The organism is Cupriavidus sp. CER-90, from assembly GCF_057652055.1.
In genome coordinates, this window is record NZ_JBYGYM010000001.1 from 49,270 (window position 1) to 73,946 (window position 24,677).

At 58.1% G+C, this 24,677-nt stretch carries 22 protein-coding genes; 7 read left to right on the forward strand and 15 right to left on the reverse strand.

What is annotated here, in order from left to right:
- Positions 1-36 precede the first annotated feature (36 nt).
- A complete protein-coding gene (locus tag AC24R4_RS00225; RefSeq protein WP_400396883.1) occupies positions 37-1,143 on the forward strand; it encodes an S-(hydroxymethyl)glutathione dehydrogenase/class III alcohol dehydrogenase in 1,107 nt (368 codons plus the stop codon).
- 10 nt (positions 1,144-1,153) lie between these two features.
- Positions 1,154-2,017, forward strand: coding sequence for an S-formylglutathione hydrolase (gene fghA / locus AC24R4_RS00230; protein WP_487521862.1), 864 nt, complete (start codon positions 1,154-1,156; stop codon positions 2,015-2,017).
- On the opposite strand, the gene AC24R4_RS00235 is transcribed toward fghA, so the two are convergent.
- Positions 2,006-2,977 (reverse strand): helix-turn-helix domain-containing protein, encoded by a 972-nt coding sequence (locus tag AC24R4_RS00235; RefSeq protein ID WP_487521863.1) that lies wholly within the window; start codon positions 2,975-2,977, stop codon positions 2,006-2,008. The two genes, fghA and AC24R4_RS00235, sit on opposite strands and share 12 nt — an antisense overlap.
- A gap of 248 nt (positions 2,978-3,225) precedes the next feature.
- Between AC24R4_RS00235 and AC24R4_RS00240 the strand changes: the two genes are divergently transcribed.
- Positions 3,226-5,970, forward strand: coding sequence for an ATP-binding protein (locus AC24R4_RS00240; protein WP_487521864.1), 2,745 nt, complete (start codon positions 3,226-3,228; stop codon positions 5,968-5,970).
- A gap of 20 nt (positions 5,971-5,990) precedes the next feature.
- On the opposite strand, the gene AC24R4_RS00245 is transcribed toward AC24R4_RS00240, so the two are convergent.
- The 4 genes from AC24R4_RS00245 to AC24R4_RS00260 form a co-directional block, all read right to left on the reverse strand.
- Complete coding sequence (locus AC24R4_RS00245; RefSeq protein ID WP_487521865.1) at positions 5,991-6,464, reverse strand: helix-turn-helix domain-containing protein; 474 nt, start codon at positions 6,462-6,464, stop codon at positions 5,991-5,993.
- Positions 6,465-6,470: 6 nt separating this feature from the next.
- The gene (locus AC24R4_RS00250) at positions 6,471-7,949 is read right to left on the reverse strand and encodes an aminotransferase-like domain-containing protein (RefSeq protein WP_487521866.1); all 1,479 of its coding nucleotides are present in this window, start codon (positions 7,947-7,949) and stop codon (positions 6,471-6,473) included.
- A 437-nt stretch (positions 7,950-8,386) separates the two neighbouring features.
- Complete coding sequence (gene cynS / locus AC24R4_RS00255; RefSeq protein WP_487521867.1) at positions 8,387-8,857, reverse strand: cyanase; 471 nt, start codon at positions 8,855-8,857, stop codon at positions 8,387-8,389.
- 31 nt (positions 8,858-8,888) lie between these two features.
- A complete protein-coding gene (locus AC24R4_RS00260; protein WP_487521868.1) occupies positions 8,889-9,548 on the reverse strand; it encodes a carbonic anhydrase in 660 nt (219 codons plus the stop codon).
- A gap of 112 nt (positions 9,549-9,660) precedes the next feature.
- Between AC24R4_RS00260 and cynR the strand changes: the two genes are divergently transcribed.
- Entirely contained in the window at positions 9,661-10,539 is an 879-nt protein-coding gene (gene cynR, locus AC24R4_RS00265) for a transcriptional regulator CynR (RefSeq protein WP_487521869.1), read from the forward strand.
- 683 nt (positions 10,540-11,222) lie between these two features.
- Here cynR and AC24R4_RS00270 read toward each other — a convergent pair.
- The 8 genes from AC24R4_RS00270 to AC24R4_RS00305 form a co-directional block, all read right to left on the reverse strand.
- Positions 11,223-12,107: an alpha/beta fold hydrolase gene (locus AC24R4_RS00270; protein WP_487521870.1), complete on the reverse strand. Its 885-nt coding sequence runs from the start codon at positions 12,105-12,107 to the stop codon at positions 11,223-11,225.
- Between the two features lie 555 nt (positions 12,108-12,662).
- Positions 12,663-13,670, reverse strand: a complete 1,008-nt coding sequence (locus AC24R4_RS00275; protein WP_487521871.1) for a Bug family tripartite tricarboxylate transporter substrate binding protein — start codon at positions 13,668-13,670, stop codon at positions 12,663-12,665.
- Positions 13,671-13,712: 42 nt separating this feature from the next.
- Entirely contained in the window at positions 13,713-14,570 is an 858-nt protein-coding gene (locus AC24R4_RS00280; protein ID WP_487521872.1) for an SDR family NAD(P)-dependent oxidoreductase, read from the reverse strand.
- On the reverse strand, positions 14,563-15,105 hold the full coding sequence (locus AC24R4_RS00285; RefSeq protein ID WP_487521873.1) for a carboxymuconolactone decarboxylase family protein: 543 nt from the start codon (positions 15,103-15,105) through the stop codon (positions 14,563-14,565). The genes AC24R4_RS00280 and AC24R4_RS00285 overlap by 8 nt, the downstream gene beginning before the upstream one ends.
- 64 nt (positions 15,106-15,169) lie before the next feature.
- Positions 15,170-15,970: a citryl-CoA lyase gene (locus AC24R4_RS00290; protein ID WP_487521874.1), complete on the reverse strand. Its 801-nt coding sequence runs from the start codon at positions 15,968-15,970 to the stop codon at positions 15,170-15,172.
- Positions 15,967-16,686 (reverse strand): SDR family oxidoreductase, encoded by a 720-nt coding sequence (locus AC24R4_RS00295; RefSeq protein ID WP_487521875.1) that lies wholly within the window; start codon positions 16,684-16,686, stop codon positions 15,967-15,969. Before AC24R4_RS00295 ends, AC24R4_RS00290 begins: the two co-directional genes overlap by 4 nt.
- Positions 16,683-18,224: a class I adenylate-forming enzyme family protein gene (locus tag AC24R4_RS00300; RefSeq protein ID WP_487521876.1), complete on the reverse strand. Its 1,542-nt coding sequence runs from the start codon at positions 18,222-18,224 to the stop codon at positions 16,683-16,685. The genes AC24R4_RS00295 and AC24R4_RS00300 overlap by 4 nt, the downstream gene beginning before the upstream one ends.
- Positions 18,225-18,284: 60 nt before the next feature.
- Positions 18,285-19,259, reverse strand: a complete 975-nt coding sequence (locus AC24R4_RS00305; protein ID WP_487521877.1) for a Bug family tripartite tricarboxylate transporter substrate binding protein — start codon at positions 19,257-19,259, stop codon at positions 18,285-18,287.
- Between the two features lie 156 nt (positions 19,260-19,415).
- Between AC24R4_RS00305 and AC24R4_RS00310 the strand changes: the two genes are divergently transcribed.
- The 3 genes from AC24R4_RS00310 (at position 19,416) to AC24R4_RS00320 (ending at position 22,194) form a co-directional block, all read left to right on the forward strand.
- Positions 19,416-20,450, forward strand: coding sequence for a LacI family DNA-binding transcriptional regulator (locus AC24R4_RS00310; protein ID WP_487521878.1), 1,035 nt, complete (start codon positions 19,416-19,418; stop codon positions 20,448-20,450).
- Between the two features lie 105 nt (positions 20,451-20,555).
- A complete protein-coding gene (locus AC24R4_RS00315; RefSeq protein ID WP_487521879.1) occupies positions 20,556-21,026 on the forward strand; it encodes a MarR family winged helix-turn-helix transcriptional regulator in 471 nt (156 codons plus the stop codon).
- 139 nt (positions 21,027-21,165) lie between these two features.
- On the forward strand, positions 21,166-22,194 hold the full coding sequence (locus tag AC24R4_RS00320; protein WP_487521881.1) for an alpha/beta hydrolase: 1,029 nt from the start codon (positions 21,166-21,168) through the stop codon (positions 22,192-22,194).
- A gap of 95 nt (positions 22,195-22,289) precedes the next feature.
- Here the strand turns inward: AC24R4_RS00320 and AC24R4_RS00325 are convergent, their stop codons facing one another.
- Together AC24R4_RS00325 and AC24R4_RS00330 are read right to left on the reverse strand one after the other, a co-directional pair.
- A complete protein-coding gene (locus AC24R4_RS00325) occupies positions 22,290-23,447 on the reverse strand; it encodes a threonine synthase (protein ID WP_487521882.1) in 1,158 nt (385 codons plus the stop codon).
- 136 nt (positions 23,448-23,583) lie between these two features.
- Positions 23,584-24,669: an asparaginase gene (locus tag AC24R4_RS00330; RefSeq protein WP_487521883.1), complete on the reverse strand. Its 1,086-nt coding sequence runs from the start codon at positions 24,667-24,669 to the stop codon at positions 23,584-23,586.
- Positions 24,670-24,677: the final 8 nt, after the last annotated feature.

Consider the following 24,677-nt stretch of genomic DNA (forward strand, 5'->3'; position numbering starts at 1 on the left):
AACGCTCCATTTCAACAAACTGCTGAGAAATTACGAATGAAGACCAAAGCCGCCATCGCATGGAAAGCCGGCACCCCGCTCACCGTCGAAGAAGTGGACCTCGACGGCCCGCGTGCCGGCGAAGTCCTGGTTGAAATCAAGGCCACCGGCATCTGCCATACCGACTACTACACGCTGTCGGGCGCCGATCCCGAAGGCATCTTCCCGGCCATCCTGGGCCACGAGGGCGCGGGCATCGTTACCGATGTCGGCCCGGGCGTGACCTCGCTGAAGCCGGGCGACCACGTGATTCCCCTGTACACGCCGGAATGCCGCCAGTGCAAGTTCTGCCTGTCGCGCAAGACCAACCTGTGCCAGGCCATCCGCTCGACGCAGGGCAAGGGCCTGATGCCGGACGGCACGTCGCGCTTCTCGATCGACGGCAAGCCGATCTTCCACTACATGGGTACGTCGACGTTCGCCAACCACATCGTGGTGCCGGAAATCGCGCTGGCCAAGATCCGCCCGGACGCGCCGTTCGACAAGGTCTGCTACATCGGCTGCGGCGTGACCACGGGCGTAGGCGCCGTGCTGTTCACGGCCAAGGTGGAAGCCGGCGCCAACGTGGTGGTCTTCGGCCTGGGCGGCATCGGCCTGAACGTGATCCAGGCGGCGAAGATGGTGGGCGCCGACAAGATCATCGGCGTCGACCTGAACCCGGGCCGAGAAGCCATGGCCCGCAAGTTCGGCATGACCCACTTCATCAACCCGAAGAACGTCGAGAACGTGGTCGACGCCATCGTGCAACTGACCGATGGCGGCGCCGACTACTCGTTCGAGTGCATTGGCAACGCGCAGGTCATGCGCCAGGCGCTGGAGTGCTGCCACAAGGGCTGGGGCAAGTCGATCATCATCGGCGTGGCCGAGGCCGGCGCCGAGATCTCGACGCGCCCGTTCCAGCTGGTGACGGGTCGCGAGTGGAAGGGTTCGGCCTTCGGCGGCGCACGTGGCCGCACCGACGTGCCGAAGATCGTCGACTGGTACATGGAAGGCAAGCTCAATATCGACGACCTGATCACGCACACGCTGCCGCTCGACCGCATCAATGAAGGCTTCGACCTGATGAAGCGGGGCGAGTCGATCCGTTCGGTTGTTCTGTATTAAGAAATCGCATATGGAGCTATTGTCAGAACACGGCTGCCACGGTGGCCTCCAGCGGTACTACAGGCACCAGTCGGCGGCCATCGGGCTGCCGATGCGGTTCTCGGTATATCTGCCTCCCCAAGCAATGGCACCAGCGGCCGAACTCCAGCCAGCATTGTTCTTCTTAGCCGGCCTGACTTGTACCGAAGAAACGTTCATGGTGAAGGCAGGTGCCCAGCAGTACGCCGCTCAGCACGGCCTCATTCTGGTCGCCCCCGACACAAGCCCGCGCCAAGCTGGGGTTGCGGGCGAGGCCGACGCTTGGGATTTCGGGGTCGGCGCGGGCTTCTACGTTGACGCGACGGAGGCGCCTTGGGGTCAGCGCTGGCGCATGGAAAGCTACGTGGCCGACGAGTTGTTTCGTCTCGTCACCAGCGAACTGCGCGTCGACCCGCAGCGTGTCGGGATCTTTGGTCATTCGATGGGTGGTCATGGTGCGCTGGTCTTGGCTCAGCGCTATCCCCAACGATTCCGTTCGGTATCTGCGTTTGCACCCATTGCCGCGCCATCACAATGTCCCTGGGGTGTGAAAGCCTTCTCGGGGTACCTGGGCGAAGACCGCAGCCGCTGGGCGCAACACGACGGTACGGCGCTGATGGCCGCGCAGGTCTCGGCGCCGTTCCCGGCCGGCATCCTCGTTGACCAAGGCCTGGCCGACAAATTCCTCGCGGAGCAACTTCACCCCGAGGCGTTCGAGGCCGCCTGCCAAAAGGCGAGGCAGCCACTCACGCTACGCAGGCACGAAGGCTATGACCACGGCTACTATTTCATCGCTTCCTTCATCGCTGACCACCTTCAGCATCACGCGGGTCAGCTTGACAAGTCAAGAAGGTGATGGCCCTTGTTCGGTAAGCATTGAATTAAATCTCTCTCGGTATTGGCTCGGTGTTACCCCGGTCCGAGCCTTAAATGCCTTGCAGAAGTGAGAAAAGTTGCTAAATCCGCAGGCGAACGCAACTTCGCTGATCATGCGACCGCTTCGAAGCGGCTGGGAAAGCAAGTAGATTCCACGTTCAAGTCTTGCAGCCAGGAGGAACTTGCTAAAGGTAGTTCTCTCGTCGGAGAAGAGGCTGCTCATGTACCGCTGAGTAATCCCAACCTCCTTGGCGATGCTCGCAGCGTCGACATCGGGGGCGGAGAGGTTGTCAAGGACGGCTTGTTTGGTCCGGCAAAGCAATGCTTCTCGATGAAGACTTCTCTCCCCCTGCTGCGTGCCCCGGGTCAAAATCGTGGCGACCAGAAGGTCCACCGTATGAACGCTGAACCTATGAAGCTCCTCCAGTCCATCGTTGGCCGCAACGTCAGCTACGTTGGCGAAGTAGGCATTCATGAGCAAGCCGTCGGCGCGATTGCGATCGACGGCGATGGCGGTGTACGGCTCGGTATGTCCTACTCGCTGACGAAGCATTCCACCGGGAATGCGGAAAACGGCGAGCTGGCAATTTGCTGACCCCTCCAAGGCATAGGTACGGGAACCGTCTATGCAGCAAAAGCTTCCGGCTTCTGTATGGCATATTCGCCCGTCTTGTTGGACTGAAATCCAGCCTTCCCGCACAAATAGAGCCGCGAACCACGGTAGACGCATGCCAGTGAACCCTGGCCACCCCCGGTCATGCTGCGCGACGATCGTGCAATCCATGTCGCTGTTTCGTAGAGTCGTCAACTGATGCGTTTCGTATTCAGCGTTCGCTGAATACCCGGTCGCAGCCAGACCTGGTTGGGCATGTTGTTCGAATGCTGTTTCGGCTATCGCATGCATGATCTTCCCCAGTGATTGCGGCGAAGCGGCAAACATTGCGTCGGGGTCGCCCCCGGGACCTGTAGTCTCACTTGACCGCCATCAGAGGCTAGGCGGAGAGCCTCAAAAATGTCCTTTAGCCGATCCTTAAGATTTCTTAAGGGCCTTCGCAAGCATGGTCCTGGCAGACAGTCTTCTCATTCCATGCTGCGTTAGATACACTGCAGGTCAGATGTAGGTAACATTAAATACGTATAGTGGGTCAGTGTGAGTGATGGGGCACCCTCAGGGTGCTAGCACTAAGCATGAAGCCAGTAGAGATATTCCTGCATCTCAATGAACGAAAGCTTGTAATCGATGGTGAGGCGGTCGCAATAGGGAGTCGGGCGTTCGATGTCTTCGTCGTCTTGGCGAGCGCCGAGGGGAAGGCCGTCTCAAAGGACGAGTTGTTACGACGCGTCTGGCCGAACACCGTGGTAGAAGAGGGTAACCTTCACGTTCACATTTCTACGCTGAGACGCGCGCTGGGGAGCTATCGCGACCTGATTCAGACCTTGCCTGGCAGCGGCTATCGCCTCGTGCAAGGTTCGTGCAGCGTGGCATCGGCGGCGGCCCAGCCAGCGACAACGACGACCATCGGGAATCTTCCACAAAAGCTATCCCCACTTATTGGCCGTGAGGCAGAACTTGAGTTGCTTTGCTCATTGCTGGGCGGCCAGCGATTGGTCACGCTGTGCGGCCCTGGTGGCATGGGCAAAACAAAGTTGGCCATCGAGTGCGCGCGGGAACTTTCACCTCGCTTCTCAAATGGTGCGTGGCTATGTGAGCTAGCACCGGTGAGTGGCCCATGTCTTATCGCTGGGACGCTCGCGCGAGTCCTAGGGCTCAGTTCGGCCGGGCCTATCGATATGGCCGAGCGAGTCGCCGAAGGTCTTCTGCATTCTGAGTCCCTGATCGTGCTCGACAATTGCGAGCATGTCATCCATGCAGTTGCCGGCCTTGTTGAGAAAATTCTCAGGACGGCACCTGGGGTTCGATTCCTGCTCACTACCCGGGAGCCTGTGCGTATCGAAGGAGAGTATGTAGTCAACATCCCTCCGCTCCAGACGCCTCCGCCAGACGTCGCGAAGAAAGACGCCTGGGCGTTTGCGGCGACAAGACTCTTTGTCACGCGCATGGAAGCATTGGGATATCGAGCAGGGGATAGCGACGTCGAAGTCTCGGCAATTGTGCGTGCTTGCAGGGCTCTTGATGGTATGCCCTTGGCGATTGAGCTCGCGGCCAGCCGTGCGGCGGCGCTAGGACCTACTACAGTCGTAGATGCACTCCACGAACGGCTTGGCTGGCAGGATGGCAGCAAACGCTCTCCTATGCCTCGACACCAGACGTTACGCGCAACGTTGGATTGGAGCTATGAGTTGCTTCACGAAGACGAACAATCCGCGTTGCGACGCTTGGGAGTGTTTGCTGGTGCCTTCACGCTGGATGGCGCGGCGTGCGTAATGGGAGACCTGGTTGCAAGTCAATCGTCTGCGGCGGAGCTCGTCTCGCGCCTGGTAGACAAGTCTCTCGTGGTCCGGGTGCCGGATGAAGGTACCCATCGCTACCATTTGCTAGAGACCACGCGTGCGTATGTCGCGGAATTGTTGGGGCAAACCGAAGAGTTCGTGAGGGCCAGACAATCTCACTCTCGCTATCTACTGGACATTCTTTCTGACGCACGCAAGGAGTATGGTCAGATACCGCAGAACAAGTGGGTTGAGAAATACGTGCGATTCGTCGATGATTTTCGCTTGTCGCTAGACTGGTCTTTCGGCTCTGATTCGCACTTTCGGGTCGGAATCGCATTAGCGGATGCAGGTATCCTCTTCATGTTCGAGCTCTCGCTCATCGAAGAGTGCAGGAGGCGGGTCGACAAAGCTATTGAACTCAAGGAGTTGTCGAATGACTGCCCCGATGAGGCGGAAATGAGGCTTCGCGCAGCGTGGGCGGCCACAATGACGTTTATCGATGGGCCGTCGAATTTGACCGGCGAGGCGTGGAAGATCGTGCTTGAACTCGCTCGCGCATTCGGCAAGGCAGACTTCGAAGCTCGCGCTCTCTGGGGCATGTGGACTTCGAAGCTGTACGCCGGGAACGCCGATGCGGCTGTCGCTCTGGCAAATGAGTTTCTGTCGGTCGCCGGTGCCCGTAACGACCTGCCGAACGTACTCATGGGCTCACGGATCGTCGGTGTATCGATGCATTACGCCGGGATGCATATTGAGGCCGCGGAACGTCTGCAGTATGTGCTGAGAACTTATGTACACAGCCTCCACCGGTCTCAGACAGCCGGATACCAAGTGGACCAGGCCGTGGTCGCTAACGCCGTGCTATCTCGAATTGAGTGGATGCAGGGTGAAATTTCCAGCGCATCCGTCCGAAGCGAGCAAGCGCTGAGTGATGCCATAGCCGGAAGACACGTAATGTCGCTCTGCTATGTGTTAGTTGAAGCTGCTATTCCCATTGCACTGGCGCGGCAGGATTTCGATTCGGTTGATGCCCATCTGGAAAGATTGTTTGCCGAAACACGTCGTCATGGCCTGAGAGTTTGGGACGCTTGGGGTCGATGTTTCGAGGCTGAAATGGCCTTGGTACAAGGGCAGTCCCGAAAAGCTGCCCTCGCGATGCGCCCGGCGCTATCGGATCTGCAGCAAACAGGTTTTACGGCGCATTTTCCATATTTCCAGGCATGCCTGGGATTGGCGCTGGCAATGGAGGGAGCATACGAGGAAGGGAAAGGGGTTGCTTTGCAGGCTTACAAACAAGTGTCCGAGTATGGTGCTGCGTGGTGCAAGTCTGAGCTATTACGCATACTCGCTCGTACTATGCTCGGAGATCCTCGGGGGGCGGAAGCTAACCTGAGGGAGGCGGTGTCATGCGCCGAGTTGCAGGGTGCGTGGTATTGGTGGAAGCGATGTGCAGAGGATCTCGCGACCATGCTCACCTCAATAGGGCGTAGTGAGGAGGCGGCTGCCCTTATGGGCTCGGTGCCACGGCGTTCGGAATGAACAACCTGAATGCACTAACGCTAGCGCTTGTCTACGATGCAATTCCCCGCCCAGCATCGCCACTCGCGTGGAGTTCTTCCTGTAGCCCGCTTGAACACTGAGCTGAAGTGGGATTGGGACTGGAAGCCCACGGAGTAGGCGACGTCGACTAACGGCATCCGTCCATCTACCAGGTAGGTCTTGGCGACCTCAACCCGTCGATGAAGAAGATAATGATGTGGACTCTTACCCGTAGCGGCTCTAAAACCGGCTGCAAAATGCATGCTGGTCAAGCCAGTCGAAGCGGCCATCTCCGCGAGTAGGACACGATCGGAAAGATGATCGTCGATGTAGGCAATGGCGAGTTTTAGTCGCCAGGATGGGAGGGCGGAGGGCGCTTTGCGCCTAACCTCGCGCTCGGCTGGGCGCCATCGAGAACACGTGGGAGGTCCGTACCTCGTCCTAACTGCGATGGGGCCTTGCGAGTCAATGGCAAACTCGTTTTCGTCTTCCATGTTAGTTCAGATCGCTAGCGCCTGCGATGGGGTTGATTTTTTTCCAGATGCCACTCGACCAGCCGCCATGACTGCATTTTGCCTTCGCGCGTCGAATGGATAGGTGAAGTTGACCGAGAAGCAGTTGCGGTACCCCGCGCCCGATGTCAAGCCACTACCGGGTATAAGCGGTAGGCCGAGCTGAACTGCGCAATTGACCACTGTCGTTGCGTCGACAGCTTCTGCAAGCTCCACCCAAACTGCCGTACCGCCGGCGGGTAACCAGACACGGGTGTCCTTCGGGAAGAAGCGACCGATGGCCGCCGCCATGATCCTTGCGCGCTGCCATAGCGTCTTACGCAGGCGTCTCAGAAGGTAGTCGAGGCTTTCACGCTCCAGAAAGGCACAAACTGTGAGCTGGCGCCACGCATTTGCTTTCGGGGGGGTGTTTTGCTGGATTTGGATAATCGAATCCGTATGTCGCCCTCCCAAGACCCAGGATACTGAGTGCGTAGTGCCGAGGCAGGCGGAGAGCGTGGAGCAGTGGATGAACCTGTCGCCGCCGGGCAATAGTCTAAGCGAATGGGCGCCCTCGGCCTCGAAGTGAAGCTCTCGATAGGGGTCGAACTCTATGACCGGCATACCCCATTCGACAGAAAGACACGCAAGTTGATGAAGGCGGTCGATGGAAAATCTTGACCCGTTGGTGGCATGGAAGTTTGCTGTGACAACGCAAGCAGTGGGACGAGAATCAACAGGCAGGTTCGTTAGTTCGCTGACATTCATTCCGAGAAGCGGGTGGCTAGACACTTCCAAAGGCACCATGCCGAGGCGCTTAAGGGCAAATCTGATAGTAGGGTCGACGGGCGATTCGATGGCGACCGTGTCTCCGGGCTTTGCGACCGCTTGGAGGGATAGCACAAGCGCTTCCTGATTGTCGTCCACAATGACGATCTCCGCCGGGTCGACTTCCATTCCTGAGTCCATGTACCGTCTTGCTACTGCCCGCCTTAACTGGTCCGATCCAGGGGAGAGGATGTGCTGCAGCGTTAGTTGAGGCTGACGACGGCAGAGTGAGAGCGCATATCGGTTCATCGCCTGCCAAGGGAGCAGTAGAGGGTCTGGATTGAAATCCGGGCAGGTCAACGCCACACGGAGCCCCTTGCTTTCCTGCTCAGGAACAGGACGTGCATGAGCAACCAGAGCCAAGGCAGATCGCGGCCTAGGCGTCGTTGGCTTGCGTACAAAGAATCCGGACTGGGGCCGGCTTTGGATATATCCACCGCTCTCAAGCAGTAGATAAGCCCGAACTACTGTTGCGATGCTGACGAAGTGATTTTGACTAGCTTGCCGAACCGACGGCATCCTGTCGCCTGGCTTGTAGACGCCGGACTGGATCTTTCCGATGAATGAACTGGCGAGCTCTTCGTATCGAGGGCGCAAGCGCTGGCGCTTGTCCGCGTCAGGCAAATCAATAGCGTGGGATTGCTTTGTGACGGCAGACATTTGGCTTCTCCTAGAGCTCTCGATAACAGTCGTGAACTCAGTGTAAGAAAGCCAGGAATCTGTGCTGTGCTACAGCGGCACAACCTGTTTGCTCGTGTCCGCTATGATCGCGGGATAGCCGAGATAACCTTAGGCCACGTAAGCCGTGATTGCCTGGGTAGAGAGCGTCAGGAATCGATTGCTATCGATCCATGGGTCTCGGCGACCGTCTAGGCGAGAAAGAGTAGTCGCCGTCGATTCGACGCCTCGGTGCGCCACTTGGAACGGTGCCGAGATCTCCGCACCGGAGGAGATCAAGTATCCCGCGAGGACTACGGCGCTAAGTTTGAGCAGAAGTATCGTCTTCATGGTCGAGCTGGCTTCTTTGTGAGGGACGCCAGCGGGCAAGGCAAGGGCCTACGAATCAATGGCCCTCGCCTGTGCAGACTGGCTCCCGGTCAGAAGGGCTTGGTCGGCAGGTACTTGCCGTCGAGGGTGATCACAGCACGGTGGCCACCATCCGGGTCCGGAACCTTCTGGATGTCCAGACGGAAGTTGATGGCGCTGATGATGCCGTCGCCGAACTTTTCGTGTACCAGGGCCTTCAGCGTCGAGCCATAGATCTGGACGATTTCATAGAATCGGTAAATCGTGGGGTCGGTCGGAACGCCGCCGGGAATGCTGCCGCGCACGGGAATCGTTTGCAGTTGCAGCGCCGCGTCGTCACCGAGTTCAAGCTTGTCGGCGACCTTCTTTGCCACTTCAGCCGGCAGGGGGTGTTGGCCAAGCAGGGCGGCCGTCACGAAGGCCAGCGTTAGGCCCGAGCCCTCGTTGATCTCTTCGAAGGTCAGATTCTTGCGAATCTTCGAGTCGATGATGGCGTCGGTAAGAGCTTGACGATTCGATTGGCTGTATTGCGATTGAGGCATTTTCAAATCTCCTGAGGATGGGAGGGAAGGCTCAGACGGTTGCGCTGAGTCGGGGCGGGTTCGCGGTTACCCGGGGGTTTTCCGCAAGGGAAATGAAGCGGTTGGTAGTACCATCCAGTGCGTTGATGGAACCGGTCTCGATGTCATAGACCCAGCCGTGCAGGTTCAGGCGACCTTGTTCGATCGCGAGCGCCACCGACGGATGCGTCCGCAGATTGGCCAGTTGGGCAATGACGTTCTCACGCACCATCGAATCAATCCTTGCGCGTTCGGAAGCGTGCTCTCGCGCTTCGTTCACCGCCTTTGCGGCGTCCGCATGATGCAGCCAGCCAGCAACAGCGGGCATATGGTCCAGGCACTTGCACGTAGCGACAGCAGTCATCGCACCGCAATCCGAGTGACCGCAGATAACGACGTCCGTCACATTAAGACCGGCAACTGCGTACTCGACGCTCGCCGACACACCGCCAGGCTGTACGCCATAGGACGGGACAATGTTTCCCGCATTACGGATGACGAACAGCTCGCCGGGCTCTTGCATCGTCAGCAGTTCCGGCACGACACGGCTGTCAGAGCAGGCAACGAAGAGAGTGCGAGGATTCTGGGTAGTAGCGAGGTGCTTGAACAAGGCGGTGCGCTTCGGAAACTCTTCGCGCTGGAACTTCAGAAAGCCTTCGATAAGATCTTGCATGGTGGCGCTCCGGTGGGTTGCGGGGGACTCGATGTGCAAAGAATGGACGATCGCATCTATAGCGTCCAAGACTGGTTTAATATCGAACCTATTTGTAATCTAAATAGTTGCCATGCTGCTCCGACACATCCGTTACTTCTTGGCCGTGGCCGAACACGGGAATTTCACGCGAGCAGCTGAGGCGCTGCATGTCTCGCAACCGACGCTTTCGCTCCAAATACGGCAGCTTGAGGAGAGCTTGCGAGCACAATTGTTGGATCGCACTGGGAGGACCGTGCGCTTGACGGATGCGGGCGCTGCGTACCGGGCCTACGCGCAAAAGGCGCTTCAGGATCTGGAGGCAGGCAAGCGTGCGTTGCACGACGTACAGGATTTGACTCGTGGCGAGCTCCGTCTCGCCATCACGCCTACCTTTACGCCATACCTGATTGGTCCTCTGGTAGCCGCCTTTAACGAGCGGTACCCAGAGATTTCGCTCGGAATACTGGAGATGCCACAGGAGCGCATCGAAGCAATGCTTGCGGATGATGCACTCGACATCGGCATTGCATTCGAAGAAATATCGCACCCAGACGTCGAATCGAGACCGTTGCTGGTCGAGACACTCGCAATGGTCGTGGGTCCCCTGCATCCTTTCGCCAGCAAGCGCACGGCGCTTTCGCTGAAGCAATTCGAGCGAGAGAAGTTCGTTCTGCTCAACGAGCAGTTCGCAACGCGGCTGTACATCAACCGCTACTGTCGGCAACACGAGGTCGTTCCACATATCGCGATGGAGTCCAATTCGGTTAGTGCGGTGATAGAGATCGTGCGACGAACAAACATGGCGACACTGCTTCCTTCTGCGGTTGCAGACACGCAGGAAGGCCTGTATCAGGTCAGACTTGAGCCGGCGCCATCGAATCGAGTCGCGGCACTACTGCAGCGTAAGGACGCATACCGTAGCGCCGCATCACGGGCGTTCATCGAAATTGCCAGTAATTTGCAAGCCTGAGCGGGCCGAGCTTTCCGCGTTGGAAGTGATAGCCCCTACAGTCCGAAGAGCGCCTGGTGGCGAAAGCAGCCTTGGTTTCGGCGAAGCGAAGTCCGCCATGAGTAGCGGTGTTCCCTACGCAGCGCTCGGCGGCGGGGCGTGCTGGCGCTGGCCGGCACGTCGAGCGAGGTAGTGCGAGTTGGGAAATGAACTCGTGTCATTTCCGTTCTCTTTGCCCACAAAACGAGGCTCCCGAGCAACGCGGATTGCAACGGAAAGGGCGACGTCGCCGGACGACAAGCAGGCACTGGGAACTGCGTCCTCGGCTGAGTATGTGCAATTGAGCCTTGCATGGCTACGTCTCCTGCATCGGTTCTTTGAGGGATCACAGGTCGATGGTAGGAGGCGATTGTCTTCACAATTGCTACAGCCCGAAGCGATATCGAGCAGTACAGATGGCCGGAGCTTTCGCGGACGTTAGCCGAGAATTGAGTCGCGTCCGGACCGCTTCCGAGACGCACGGAAGGGGCTGGTCACCCAGGCACAGCAGTGTGGGAAGCAAGGTGGGGGCAGCATAGCTTTTGCCGGGAGGCAAAAGCCGCGGAGATATCGCAGAAGAAAATGGCAGTCTCCCTTCTCGCGTACTACGAAAAGGGAGACTGCCACACTTGGCGCGTTATCCGTGCGGAAGTTGGGTAAGGCGATTAGGCAGCTGAATCCAGGAGAGCCAGAATCGACGTGGAAATTTCACGCAGATGGGTCTCTAGCGCAAAGTGGCCGGTATCGAGCATCTGTACCCGAGCGTTTGGGTTGTCGCGCCGGAAGGCTTCCGCACCAGGAGGGGTGAAGAACGGGTCGTGACTGCCCCAGATAGCAAGCATTGGCGGTTGATGCTCGCGGAAGAACGCCTGGAAGGCAGGGTAAAGGTCTAGGTTGTTTGCGTAGTCAAGAAACAGATCCAGCTGGATGTCTGCATTCCCAGGGCGCTCCATTAGCGCTGCATCGAGGTAGTAGGCTTCTGGTTCGATTGCTTCGGGGTTTTTGACGGCGTGAACATACTGCCAACGTGTGCCTTCCAGCGTCAGGGCGTCGCGCAGGGCATCTCGGTTTGCACTGTTGTTTGGTGCATTCCAGTACCGACGAATCGGATCCCACGCATCGCCGAGGCCCTCAAGATACGCATTGCCATTTTGGGACACGATAGCCGTCACTCTTTCGGGCTTGGCAAGGGCGAGCCGCAGTCCGACGGGTGCGCCATAGTCAAAGATGTACAGCGCATAGCGAGTCAGACCAATCGCTTCGACGAACGCCATCATTGTCGTCGCGAGATTGTCAAACGTGTAGATGTACTTTCGTTCCTCAGGGACTACGGTGAACCCAAACGCTGGAAAGTCAGGCGCGATGACGCGATAGCGCTGCGCCAATAGCGGAATAAGGTTGCGAAACATGTGCGACGAGGACGGGAAGCCATGGAGGAGGAGCATCACCGGAGCGTCGACCGGCCCTGCTTCACGATAGAAAATCTGGACTCCGTCTGCCTCAATGGTCCGCACTGACACTTCCGGGATGGCGCAGGGTGTAGCAGTCATGGTTGCTCCTGAATGCATTGTGGAAATTTACGCAAAAAGCCCGGAGCCGTGGCTTCAAGTCCGCGCACGCCATGCAACGCCCGCTACCAGGGGAGACGATCCTGGTGCCAACGTTGTTGCAATACACGGGCCGAAATACCCTGCCACGGCCCCATATGGGGAATTGAATGTCGCGGGAAAGCCTGTGAGAGGGGTGTCCCTGTCGGGAGGCAAGCTGAGGAGGCCTGCGAGACTTTGGCGCCGCGACAGGTGAAATATAAGCAGGATGCTGCAGGACCGTTCGGAACAGTTTGCTACATCGACTTGCAGTACAGTCCATTGCTACCATCCAAGGCCAGTTCGGTAGTAGCAATGGACTCTGCCGCTGATTGAAGCAATAGGCGAGGGTGGTATGCACAGAGCAACCTACAAGGCATCCTTGGGCGAGAGCTGCCCGCGATGTTGACTCCGCACCGAAAGGGGAACTGTGCAGCCACGTCCACGGGGGAATACAGTTCGTGCTTGCTTCGGTAGCGGCTAGCGTTGCGCATCCGGGCGGTATGCGCAACGTGGGGATTAGTCAAGGTGGATGTGGTTGATCCTTGCAATGTTTTGCCATACGAATAGGTCCGCTTGGACTGTCTGCCCGAATTGTTCTGGGGTCTTCAAAGGCGGATCTACAAGGTTAAGTTGTAGGAACCGCTCACGGAGTTCGGGCGCAGAGAGCGTGCCTAGGATTTCCCGATGTACTGCTGTGATGATGGACTTTGGAGTTCCTTTGGGTGCGAAAACTCCGTACCACGCGTCGGTGTCGAAAGGATAGCCCTGCTCGGTCATTGTCTGCAGCGTAGGCAGCGCCGGCCCTCGATGTGACCCTGTGATGGCAATACCCCTCAGCTTTCCATTCTTGATGAGGGGGACCGAACTTGTGGCATCGACGAAAGCAACCTGTATCCGACCGCCTTGCATGTCCTGGTAGATCTGTCCGATGGTCTTATATGGAACATGTCGAATATCGAGGCCATTTCGATTTTTCAAGGACTCCATGACGAGTTGACCAGTTGATCCTGGCCCCCAGGTTGCGTAGTCGTACTTTCCCGGATTCGCTTTCACTAACGTTACGAACGCCCGAAGGTCGCGCGCCGGGAAGTCGTTGGAAACCACCAGATGAATGCCGCCGGAGAAGATCTGCGCCACCGGCACAAGGTCACGCGTTACATCAAACGGCAACTTAGTAAGCAATGCCTGGCTAATGACGGTCGATGACGAGCTCGCAAACAGGAGCGTGTAGCCATCGGGGGATGCCTTAGCTACGGCATCGACACCAATTACTCCGTTGGCGCCGGGCCGATTGTCCACGACGACAGGCTGCTTCAGCGTTCGGCCTAGACGTTCTGCGAAGATACGCGCGATAGTGTCAGGCCCGCTGCCCCCTGCACTTGGCAGGATCAATCTCACGGGGCGCGCGGGCCAGGTCTCCGCCAGCACCGCGCCCGGCAGGCATGCCAAGAGGAGACACGCCGACAAAGTGATGCGGCTTGAAGCGGTGGAAGCAGCCTTGCCACATAGCGTCCTGAATTTCATGTGAGTATCCTCTTTGGTATGCCCGATCGGCTCTGGTTTGGGTCAGGCTGCCGTACGCACGGCACCGATGGAGAGTCCGCCGTCCACTACTAGCATCTGGCCGTTGACGTAGGACGATTCGGTGCTGATGAGGAACAGAGCGGCGTTGGCGACTTCCCAACCGGTGCCTTGGCGTCCAAAGGGCAGAGGGCGCGCCGCCCGTGACGGGCGGGCTCGGGAGGCATCTCGTCCCATTGGCGTGTCGATCAAGCCTGGCGCAAGCACATTGGCCCTCAGTCCTGACCCTTGACCCGCATAGGCGACGGCGCGGCCAAGCGCCATCAGCCCAGCCTTCGACGCTTCATAAGCTGGTAGACCGCTTAGGGGAGAGATGGCCGCGGTCGAGGCGACGAACACGACTGAGCTGCCTGGCTGCATTACAGCCGCCGCTTCCTGTGCGCAAAACATGGGCGCTCGCAGGTTCAGGTCCTGTACACGATCCCAGTCGGCGGGATTTTCGCCGCCAAACCGGTTTTGGTTGCCAATGCCAACATTGACAACTAGCCCGTCCAAGCCGCCCATGGCGTTTGCTGCTTCGCGAACCATCTGCGAAATCTGAGCAGGGTCTGAAACATCCGCTTGAACGACGAAGCCCCGGCCTCCTTCGTTCGCGATCCAGTCAGCCGTGTCTTGTGCCGCTTGCGGGTCGATATCCGCACAAACTACTGTCGCTCCCTCACGCGCAAAGAGTACGGACATAGCGCGCCCGTTGCCAACAGAAGGGACGAGATCGACGGTCTGGCGTTGGCCCGCTCCCACCACTAGGATTCGCCGTCCGGCTAGGCGCCCCTCTTTCCGGGCGGTGCCAAGCGCTGGCGAGAAAATCTGGTGTTCTGGGCTAGGTTGTAGAGTGTCAAGCACGGCGCATCTCCAAATGTTCAATCGGTGGGTTCTCAATATCGACTTCGAGGTTTTCCAGTAGGCGTGACACCAGCATGTAGTAGCCGACGGTCAACAGCAGTTCCATCGTCTGCTGATTTCCGATTGCCTTCACCACGCTTTCATACAGGTCTTGCGGTGCCTTGACGTCTCGTACAACAGCGTCAGTAAATGCGACCACGAGTGCCTCAAGCGGATCCAGACCTTCGATTCCTCCGTGCATGAGTACCGCTTCGATCTTTTCCTGAGGCACACCGGCGGCACGAGCAACTCGACGATGTTGGTGAATTTCGTAAGACGCCTTGCACAGCGCGCCAACACGAAGGATGGCTAGCTCGCGCAGCGTTGCGGGCAATTCCGATTTGGTGAGAATCGCGCGTCCCAGCGTCAGGAATCCGATAGCTGTCTCAGGAGCATGGGGAAGAATGCGGTACAAGTTCAGTGGCGGTCGGCCACGTACGAGCTCACCGAGCTGACCAGCCACTTCGTTGACGTCAAAATATGGCATGCGAGCCATGAGGTCTCCTTTAGCCGCTTTGACGCGGCGTTTTGTGTTGGATATAGCGTTGGCGTTGTGGAGATCAGGGCAGTACGTTGCGCTCGTCCTGGCGCAGCACTAGGTCCCATATCAGCGCTGCTGTCGGGTGCTCCCGCTCTTCGAGTACATGGGCGACCAAGCCGGCGCAACGCCCGATTAGTGCGAGGCCGCGCCCGAACAACGGATCTAACCCCATGTCGGCCAGAATGGCGCCGATTGCTCCTGCCGCGTTAAGAGGCAACTTGCGTTTGCTGCCCCTGACAGCTGGGTCGCCCGAAGCATCTACGAGTGCAATTGCCAGTCGGCAATGTCGCCCAAAGAATCCGTTGGCCTTGGCGGTATCGAACAATGCCGGCACCCGAGGATCGCCTTCAGTGTGAATTGGGTGGCCCAGGCCGGGGAGGGTGAGTCCCGTCTGTCGTGCGTTTGCCACCACGCGGTGCGCTGTCTCAATAATTGCCGACTCAGGTGCGTCCTGTTCCAACGCGGCGGCTTCTCGTAAGAGTAGTTCTGCTGTGTTTTGAACCGTGCCTAGAAAGCGCTCTCCCGCGCCAAGAAGGCCCGCGGCCACGGCGCCTTGTAGCGACTCGGGTGCCCCAAGCCACGTCATTCGCGTGCTTATCGCGCTCGGGGTCAGCCCGTGGTCCACGGCCGTGACAAGTAGCGTGTCGACCATGCGCGCTTCAGCTCTCTCTGGGAGCCTTCCCAGAGCAACCAGGCACAGCATCTGTACGAAATCTAGTTTCCCTATCACCTCGTGCGTGAGATCGCGCCCCCGAACCACAATACGCTCGGGAGTGGTGGTGCCAATCTCGGTTGTTACGCTCTTGCGGGAGGTGTTCATGTGGTCAACCCCACCGTAATGCCTCCGCAGACATGCAAGATCTGTCCTGTCATAAAGGAGGCCCGTGCGTCCAGGAAGAATTCGACGGCATGGACAATGTCGTCCGCCGTTCCCATCCGTCTCACGGGAACGCCGCTGACGATACGTTGCGTCAAAGCTTCCTGTGCCGGATTTGCAGTGCCGAAGGCCGCGGTGGCGATTGGGCCTGGGGCAACAGCATTGACGGTAATGCCATCGGAGCCCAATTCGAGCGCCCAGGTCCGAGTCATTGCATTGAGGGCGCCCTTTGTCGCGGCGTAGGCCGTCCGGAGCTCCTTGCCAAGCGCCGCTCGGCTAGAGATATTCACAATCCGGCCCGCTCGGGTTGCTCGCATGGCGGGCAGAACTGCTTGCAAGCATTGAAGGGCGGCGCGGGTGTTTACCTGCATCTGATAGTCGAAATCGTCCAAAGTGGTGTCGTCGATGCTGGCGGCCCGCAAAGTAGCGACATTGTTGACGAGTCCGCCAAACGCGTGCTTGCCGCATGCATCGCGCAGGACTGCGGCGAGGTCGGCTTCGTTAGCCATGTCGGCCTCATAGAACTCGACGACATTTGGCTCTGGTGGCGAAATGCGGTCGACGCTAACAACATGGCAGCCACGCCTGGCCAATGTCTGACATAGCGCCCAGCCAATGCCGCCGGATCCTCCGGTGACGAGTACGAATTCAGGGCTCATGATGCGAGCGTCTCCTTGGTTGCCCTGTTGTCAATTTCTGAGAATCGATGCCGAAGAGCTTGTTTCGAAACCTTGCCGTTTGTGGTCAGAGGTAGGCTGTCGAGGAAGTGGATTTTTTTCGGGGTTTGAACGGGGCCGAGCCGTGCTCTGACGACGCCCATGAGCGTTTCGGGCGCAACGTGTTTGCCCGGCTGAAGCTGGACAGCTGCATGAACGGCTTCACCCCAGCGAGGGTCGTCGACACCAAAGACTGCGCACCGGCAGACAGCCGGGTGTTCCCCCAGGGCGTTCTCGACGTCGGTTGGGTAGACGTTAAAGCCACCACTTATGACTACGTCGCGCAGCCTGTCCTTTAAGTACAGGAATCCTTCCGAGTCCAGATAGCCACCGTCCCCGGTGTGCAGCCAGCCGTCGATAAGTGTTTCGGCAGTCTTGTCTGCTTGTTTCCAGTAGCCGCCCATAAGCAAATCGCCTCGAACGACGATTTCACCGGTCTGGCCCGGCGGGAGCAAACGGCCATCCGGAGCCATAATCCCGATTTCCGTTAGCGGCGTGGCACGGCCAACAGATCCGTAGCGCGCAGGATTTCGCATTTCGGTTGCCGGCATGTGTGCGATGATCGCGGGCGCTTCGGTTTGTCCGAAAGACGTTTCAAGGGTGCCGAACATCTCGATGGCTTGGGCAATGCGGTCCGCTCGCATCGGAGCGGCGGCGTAGACAAAATGCCGTAAGTTCGACCAGTCTCGTTCGTTCACGCCTGGTTCGTCGAGTAAGTCGTAGATGAGCGTGGGAGGCATGAACGTTGCCGTAATGCGACCCTTCTCGAGTTGGTCTAGTACGGACTTCGGCTTGGTCGAAGTCGCGAGCACGATGGTGCCTCCGCAGGAAAACACAGGAAGCAGGAAAGTCGACGTGCCGTGCGTGATGGATGCCACCGCGAGATATCGTTCGTCTTGCCTCAACTGCATTGCCGTGAGGATGGAAACGACTGTCGCGTTCCAGGCGCGCAAGGATTGCATGACACCTTTTGGTGCGCCCGTTGTGCCGCCGGTGAACTTGATAGCCTGAGTTTCGGACAAGTCCCGTGAGTGACGTCTTGGAGTGCATCCGTGCCATGCTTCGAGCAGGTCCTCCAAGCGCTCCGTCTCGCGGGATTGAGTGCCGAAAGCAAGCTGATGCGTGACACCCGGTACGGCATAACAAGCTTGCTCGCGGTAGGCGTCGTCGAACACGAGAACCGATGGCGAAGTGAATTCAGTGATCCTGGCGAGCTCCGGGCCGGCACTGCGTGGATTTAGTGGTATCCACGTTTTGCCTGCCGCAAGAGTCGCCATTAGTGCGACCACGTGGAGGACGCTATTTCCGGCACAGATAGCCACCCGTGAACCTATGGCCGGATCGATATCCTGGAAAGCCGCTGCAAGCGCAGATACTTGAGTGGCCAGTTCGCTATAAGTCACTGAAACATCTTCCGTCTCAAGAGCAATACGCTCAGGGAACGCGCTTGCAGTTCTCATAAGAAAATCAACGGGTTGCACAATTTCTCCGTTTTGAAGAGTCGGGCGATGAGATCGCCGTCATGGACGATATCGAAGTGGTCACTCGGGCTTTGCTCCCGACAACTTGACGATGCGCGCCCATCTGGCCATTTCGTCGTCTACAAAATGAGCAAACTCTGTGGGGCTCATGACCTGCGTGTCGGCGCCCATTTCCATAAAGCGTTTCCGCAACATGTCACCACTCACCGCTTTCCCTACGGCGTCATTCAGACGATTTACGACCTCAGGCGATGTATTTGCCGGCACAAAGAGTCCGCTCCAATTGCTTACGACGTAGCCTGGAACGCCGGCTTCCGCGAATGTGGGCACGTTGGGTAGTGCTGGTAGACGGCGCGCCGATGTAACCGCAAGAGGGCGGACCAGCCCCTTGGCGATCAGAGGAAGCGAAGATGGAACGTTGTCGAACATCAACTGAACGCGACCGCCCATTAGGTCCGTGAGGGCCGCAGACGCGCCGCGGTACGGCACGTGAGTGAACCGGGTTCCGGTTAGTGTCTGGAATAGCTCGCCAGACATATGAATGCTGCTGCCATTTCCCGACGAACCCATCATGAGTTGACCGGGATGGCTTTTCGCCAACGCAACCAACTCACTGACGGTGCGGGCCTGCACACCTGGATTGACAACTAGAACATTGACGCCAGAAGAGACCAACGCAACTGGTATGAAGTCTTTGCGGGGTGAGTACGACAAGTTGCCGTAGAGGCTGGGATTGATGCCGTGGGTACCGATGGTCCCGAGCAATACGGTGTAGCCGTCAGCGGAGGCATTTGCGACAGCTCCTGCCGCGATGTTGCCCCCAGCACCTCCGCGGTTGTCCACCACAAATGGCTGGCCAAGTATTTGTGTCAGTTGCTGCGCCAGGAGACGGCCGAACACATCTGCGGTACCACCGGGAGGGAAGGGGACGACAAGTCGAACCGGTCGGGATGGGTAGGTTTGCGCTGAGGCAGGTGTGGCAATAGTCCAGACGGCTGCGATGGCGAGCAATCCTGAGAGAAGGCGGTGAAGCATGCAGAGTCTCCGTTGCGGGGCGCCTCTTCGTGCGCATCCATGAAGAAATTTCGGAAAACGTTTTCATATCCACTGCGGACAAAAAACGCAGTAGTGGTAAATTAACAGTCGGAAAAAATGGCGTCCAACTGTGGAACGTTTTCATTAGGGAAGACCATGACGCAACGGGTATCTGTGAGAGATGTTGCCGAGGCTGCGGGCGTTTCGATCGGCAGCGTGTCACGTGTTTTGAACGGGACAGGCTATGCGAGCGAAAAATTGAAGGCTCGCGTGCTATCCGCGGTGGAGTCACTCGGATACGCGCCGAGCTTTGCTGCGCGGCATCTGCGCACGGGGCGAAGCCGAACGGTGGGATACCTAGTTTCAAACATCAGAAACCCGCTTTTGGCAGCACACTTCAGCGAGGTCGAGCGCCATATGCAAGCGGCCGGATATTCGCTGGTCGTGGGAAATACGCTAGATCAACCGCATCGGGATCGAGAACTGGTATCGCTGTTTGAGACGCGTCGGTTGGAGGGAATCATTGCCGCGCCGAGCGTGGAAAGTGAGTCCCCGGCGGAATTCTTGTTCGGTTCATGCGAGCTGCCAGTCGTGATCCTTGACCGCGAAACACCGATACCGATGGACGTGGTCATGCTCGACCATCGGGCCGGCGTAAGGCAGTCGGTTGAGTACTTGGTTTCGTTAGGGCACCGACGCATCGCACTATTCGGACCAGGCGAGCACATCCGCCCGGGCCGCGAGAAGCTCTTGGGCTACCAGGATGGACTGGCAACTGCCGGCATTGCCTACGACCCGCTCCTCGTATTCATGTCGAGGTCCGCAGTAGATTCCTCCAGGGCGCAGATGAGTGCCATGCTGGCCTTAGGGCGCCCACCCACCGCCATCATTGCACTTGGCACTCGGCTGCTCTCGGGGGCTGTATATGCCGCGCGCAAGGCGGGTATGGAAATCCCTCGTGATCTCTCTGTTATCGGGATCGGTACGTCCGAGACGCTCGAGTTGATGTACCCACCTCTGACCACGCTTCGCTTCAATATCGAGGCGGCGGCCGAGGCCGCGGCGCGACTGATGTTGGAGAGGCTCGAAGGCATTGCAGATACTCCCCCCAGAAATGTCACTGTGCCGCTCGATCTCGTGTTGGGCGAATCATGTGCTACGAGGGGTCCGCGCGCGCCTGCACCAACGTAACGATCTCAAGATTCCGTCAACACGGAATCAGTAGGTTTCAGGAGAGGCTTGTTCTGCACATAAAAATAGCTTGCTATTAGATAGCGCACGATTTATATTGGGCGCATGGAAACGAAGCGCGCATCCCGTGACGAAGACAAAGGGATCTCCCAATTGCTGGAGCACCAATTCTGCTTCTCTGTCTACGCGACATCGCTCGCCCTGAACAAGCTCTACCGAAAGCTCTTGGCACCGCTGGAGTTGACCTATCCCCAGTATCTGGTGCTGCTGGTGCTGTGGGAGTCCGATGACCTTACCGTCTCGGACATCGGATCGCGCCTGTTTCTTGATTCTGCGACCCTGACGCCGCTGCTAAAGCGTATGGAAGCGCAAGGGCTGGTCACGCGGGAGCGCGACAGCCGGGACGAGCGCCAGGTCAATATTCAATTGACGGAAGCAGGGCGGGCCCTCCAGGCACGCGCAAAGTCTATACCCGAGTCGGTACTTTGCGCGTCGGCGTGCAGTGATAAGAAGCTGGCTGATCTTGGGGCTGAGCTTGATGCGCTCAGAGCTCGCTTTGCGGATGGCAGTCCGTAGGTTCTCCGGTTAGATCTCGATTTTTCAGGCATCCCGACGGCAACGCGTCGGGTGCTTACTGGTAAATATATAGCGCGCTATTTAATCGTTAGCTATATATATATGGATGGGTATCTTACCCTCAATCAAGGAGTTGAATATGAAGTCCGTTCGTAGTGCCGCTGCAGCAGCAGTACTTGGTCTGATGGCCGTAGCTGGTTCCGTCGCTCATGCTGCAGGCAGCCCCGGGGTTGAACACAACACGCAGGCTTTCCTGGAAGCGCTAGAGGCCGGCGGAGGTAAGCCGATTGAGCAACTCAGCCCGAAAGACGCACGTGCAGTGCTCACTGGAGCTCAAGCTGGTGTGAAGCTTCAACTGCCGAAGGCTGACGTCCAACAGAAGACCATTCGCGCGGACGGTCAGGACATCTCGCTGACCATCGTTCGTCCTGCGGGCGTTAAGGGTACGTTGCCAGGGTTCATGTTTATCCACGGTGGCGGATGGGTGCTGGGAGACTTCCCAACTCACGAACGTCTTGTCCGCGACCTGGTCAACTACTCCGGCGCAGTGGCAGTGTTCGTCAACTACACGCCGTCGCCGGAAGCTCGATATCCCGTCGCGATCAATCAAATCTACGCCGCGACCAAGTGGGTGGCGGAGCATGGTAAGGAGATTGGCGTAGACGGATCCCATTTGGCTATCGCCGGCAATAGTGTTGGTGGAAATATGGCTGCCGCGGTGAGCCTGATGGCCAAAGACAAGGGCGGACCGAAGCTGCGCTATCAACTGCTGCTCTGGCCCGTAACCGACGCCAATTTTGAGACCGCGTCATACAAAGAATTTGCGCAAGGCCATTTCCTGACCAAGAACATGATGAAATGGTTCTGGGACAACTACACGACGGATCCTCAACAACGCGCCCAGTACTATGCTTCGCCGCTCCGCGCCAGCATCACCGAGCTGCAGGGCCTGCCTCCCGCGCTGATTCAGGTCGCCGAGAAGGATGTGTTGCGGGACGAAGGTGAAGCGTACGGCCGTAAGCTAGATGAAGCAGGCGTGCCGGTTACTGTTACGCGTTACGACGGCATGATTCACGACTACGGCCTTCTCAACGTCGTGAGCACTGTGCCGGCAGTACAGTCGGCGATGCGCCAAGCAGGCAACGAACTGAAAGTGCATCTGAAGTAAAAGAGGCGCCGGCGGGGCAAGAAGAGTGCCTCGCCGGACTTGCACTCAAAAAAGTGGCCCGGGAACCCGATAATGGCTTCTCGCAGGTCTGGCGATTAGTTGGCTGACACAGCGGAAGTTCCCTCGCTGATAGAGTACATTTCCGCGATAGCTCCGGAGTTCTTGATGCCCGTCCCCGTTAAGAGGACGACTGTCTCTTCGTGCGACTGAATCGCACCGCGTTGTGTAAGGCGATCAAATCCTGCGACTGCAGTCGCCGAGGTGAGCTCGGGCAGTAGGCCTAAACGCGCGATTCGCCTGAGAGATTCAACGATTGCATCTTCTTCCACGGCCACGGTCGCACCGCCGCTTTCCCTCACAGCATTGATAACTTGCGTCAGGCGCAAGGGGTGCGCAATAGCAGTCCCCTCAGAAACAGTCTTTCGGACCTCGCGTGGAACTGGACTTGTCACACCAGCTTGGAAGCTGGCGTCGATGGGCGAGCAGTTCAACGGCTGACAAACAAACAGCTTGGGCATTTTCGATATCTGTCCCGCTCGCATCAGCTCAGAGAACGCTAGAAAGCAGCCGAGTACATTACTTCCAGCGCCTGCGGGCATGACGATGTTGTCGGGTGCCCTGAAGTTCAGATCCTCCCAGATCTCGAAGCCGACCGATTTTGTCCCCTCGAGAAAGAATGGCTGCCAGTTGTGGCTAGCGTAGAAGATGCGCGACGATTGCAGAACTGCCTCGTCCTCACAGGCCTGTCGAGGACCGTCGACCAACTGGACCTCAGCGCCGTAGGCGCGCATCTGTGCGATCTTTGGCGGCGACGAGTATGCGGGCGCGAGAATCTTCACGCGCATATCTCCGGCGGCGCCATATGCGGCCACCGAGGCCCCACCATTGCCGGAGCTGTCCTCCAGGACGGCCGTGATGCCTTGTTGGCGGAGTATTGAGAGCATCACAGTGGTGCCTCGATCCTTGAAGCTGCTCGTAGGGCTGAACCACTCCAGCTTGAAATACGGCCTGTGGTCGCCCCAAGGCTTCTGAATCAAGGGCGTGCAACCTTCACCCATGGATATTGGATCAGCGATCTCGACCGGAAGCGATGCGCGATAACGCCATTGCGAGCGAAGACTTCCATCGATGTCATCTCGCGAGAATCCAGGCTGTGGCGAAATCATGAGCGGCTTACGGTCATCCGACCACCACCGCGGTGTATCTAAAGGATAGGTAGTGCCGCTTAGTGGCTCAACGTAGTGCGATTTCAAGATTCAGACTCCTGCGTGGCGCATACCAGGGCTCTCACTTTTGAGAGAGGGATGGCCGTGGTGTTCCAACGGGTTTGGGCAAGAAGGTCACCGGCACTGAAACCGGTGTCTTCCGCTGCGCCTTATGAAAGACGGATCAGTACTTCCAGAAAATGCGTTGCAATTCCTTTGTATCTCGGGTCTTGGTCATAGCCAGCGCCAGGAGAATGCGAGACTTGGCTGGGTTCTGGTCCTCTGCCACCACATAGTCGTTCTTGTCATCGTTGGTCTCGCCGTTGCGGACGACGTAACCGTAGGCGAGCCGCGTGGATCGAACGATGACCACGTCTTTTGCGCGAGCTTCTTTCAACGGCCGGTCCATGTAATCGGGGACGCTGCCAGCGCCAAATCCTGCCCAGACCAGCCCCTTTGCACCTGCCGCGATGAACGCGTCCGTTGCGATGCGATTCATGTTGCCGTGGGTGTAGACTACGTCGGTCTGAGGCATCGACTTGATCTCATCGATGTCGAACTCGGATTTCGTCGTGTGCGGACGGCTCGGCGTGTGGTAGAAGCGTGGCTGACCTTCAATCACCATCCCGAGTGGGCCGTACTGCGAGTGGAAGGTCTCAACTTTTAGGCTTTGCGTCTTAATGACATCGCGGGCGCTGTGGATTTCATCGTTCATCACGACGAGCGTTCCCAGGCCTGCTGCCTGCTTGCTGCCCGCCACAATTACCGAGTTATACACATTGAGCGGACCATCCGCGCTGAGGGCGGTGCTCGGACGCATAGAGCCGGTTAACACCACGGGCTTCGTACTCTTGAGAGTCAGGTTGAGAAGGTAAGCCGTCTCTTCCAGCGTATCGGTTCCGTGGGTGATAACTACCCCATCGACGTCCTTGGATTTGAGCAGTTCCGACACACGATTGGCCAACTTGAACCAGCGCTCATTGTTGAAACTCTCCGAGCCAATCTGGAGCAATTGCTCTCCGCGGACATTCGCTACGTTGTGCAGTTCGGGTACTGCGGCGATGAGCCTGTCAACACCGACAACGGCCGACTGGTAGGCGTTGACATTTGCGCTGGATGCTCCGGCGCCGGCGATGGTGCCCCCCGTGGCAATGATGACAATATTGGGCTTTGTTTGCTCGGCTGCCTCTGTCTGAGACCAGGCGGCGGGAGCGGCAGCCATTAGAGTAGTAGCCACTACGGCACTCTTAAAAACGCTCAAGAGATCCATGAATTTCT

Bases quoted from the DNA above. Each gene is read 5' to 3' on its own strand.
- AC24R4_RS00225 (WP_400396883.1), top strand. From the start codon at position 37: ATGAAGACCAAAGCCGCCATCGCATGGAAAGCCGGCACCCCGCTCACC.
- fghA (WP_487521862.1), top strand. From the start codon at position 1,154: ATGGAGCTATTGTCAGAACACGGCTGCCACGGTGGCCTCCAGCGGTAC.
- AC24R4_RS00235 (WP_487521863.1), bottom strand. From the start codon at position 2,977: ATGTTTGCCGCTTCGCCGCAATCACTGGGGAAGATCATGCATGCGATA.
- AC24R4_RS00240 (WP_487521864.1), top strand. From the start codon at position 3,226: ATGAAGCCAGTAGAGATATTCCTGCATCTCAATGAACGAAAGCTTGTA.
- AC24R4_RS00245 (WP_487521865.1), bottom strand. From the start codon at position 6,464: ATGGAAGACGAAAACGAGTTTGCCATTGACTCGCAAGGCCCCATCGCA.
- AC24R4_RS00250 (WP_487521866.1), bottom strand. From the start codon at position 7,949: ATGTCTGCCGTCACAAAGCAATCCCACGCTATTGATTTGCCTGACGCG.
- cynS (WP_487521867.1), bottom strand. From the start codon at position 8,857: ATGCCTCAATCGCAATACAGCCAATCGAATCGTCAAGCTCTTACCGAC.
- AC24R4_RS00260 (WP_487521868.1), bottom strand. From the start codon at position 9,548: ATGCAAGATCTTATCGAAGGCTTTCTGAAGTTCCAGCGCGAAGAGTTT.
- cynR (WP_487521869.1), top strand. From the start codon at position 9,661: ATGCTGCTCCGACACATCCGTTACTTCTTGGCCGTGGCCGAACACGGG.
- AC24R4_RS00270 (WP_487521870.1), bottom strand. From the start codon at position 12,107: ATGACTGCTACACCCTGCGCCATCCCGGAAGTGTCAGTGCGGACCATT.
- AC24R4_RS00275 (WP_487521871.1), bottom strand. From the start codon at position 13,670: ATGAAATTCAGGACGCTATGTGGCAAGGCTGCTTCCACCGCTTCAAGC.
- AC24R4_RS00285 (WP_487521873.1), bottom strand. From the start codon at position 15,105: ATGGCTCGCATGCCATATTTTGACGTCAACGAAGTGGCTGGTCAGCTC.
- AC24R4_RS00290 (WP_487521874.1), bottom strand. From the start codon at position 15,970: ATGAACACCTCCCGCAAGAGCGTAACAACCGAGATTGGCACCACCACT.
- AC24R4_RS00295 (WP_487521875.1), bottom strand. From the start codon at position 16,686: ATGAGCCCTGAATTCGTACTCGTCACCGGAGGATCCGGCGGCATTGGC.
- AC24R4_RS00305 (WP_487521877.1), bottom strand. From the start codon at position 19,259: ATGCTTCACCGCCTTCTCTCAGGATTGCTCGCCATCGCAGCCGTCTGG.
- AC24R4_RS00310 (WP_487521878.1), top strand. From the start codon at position 19,416: ATGACGCAACGGGTATCTGTGAGAGATGTTGCCGAGGCTGCGGGCGTT.
- AC24R4_RS00315 (WP_487521879.1), top strand. From the start codon at position 20,556: ATGGAAACGAAGCGCGCATCCCGTGACGAAGACAAAGGGATCTCCCAA.
- AC24R4_RS00320 (WP_487521881.1), top strand. From the start codon at position 21,166: ATGAAGTCCGTTCGTAGTGCCGCTGCAGCAGCAGTACTTGGTCTGATG.
- AC24R4_RS00330 (WP_487521883.1), bottom strand. From the start codon at position 24,669: ATGGATCTCTTGAGCGTTTTTAAGAGTGCCGTAGTGGCTACTACTCTA.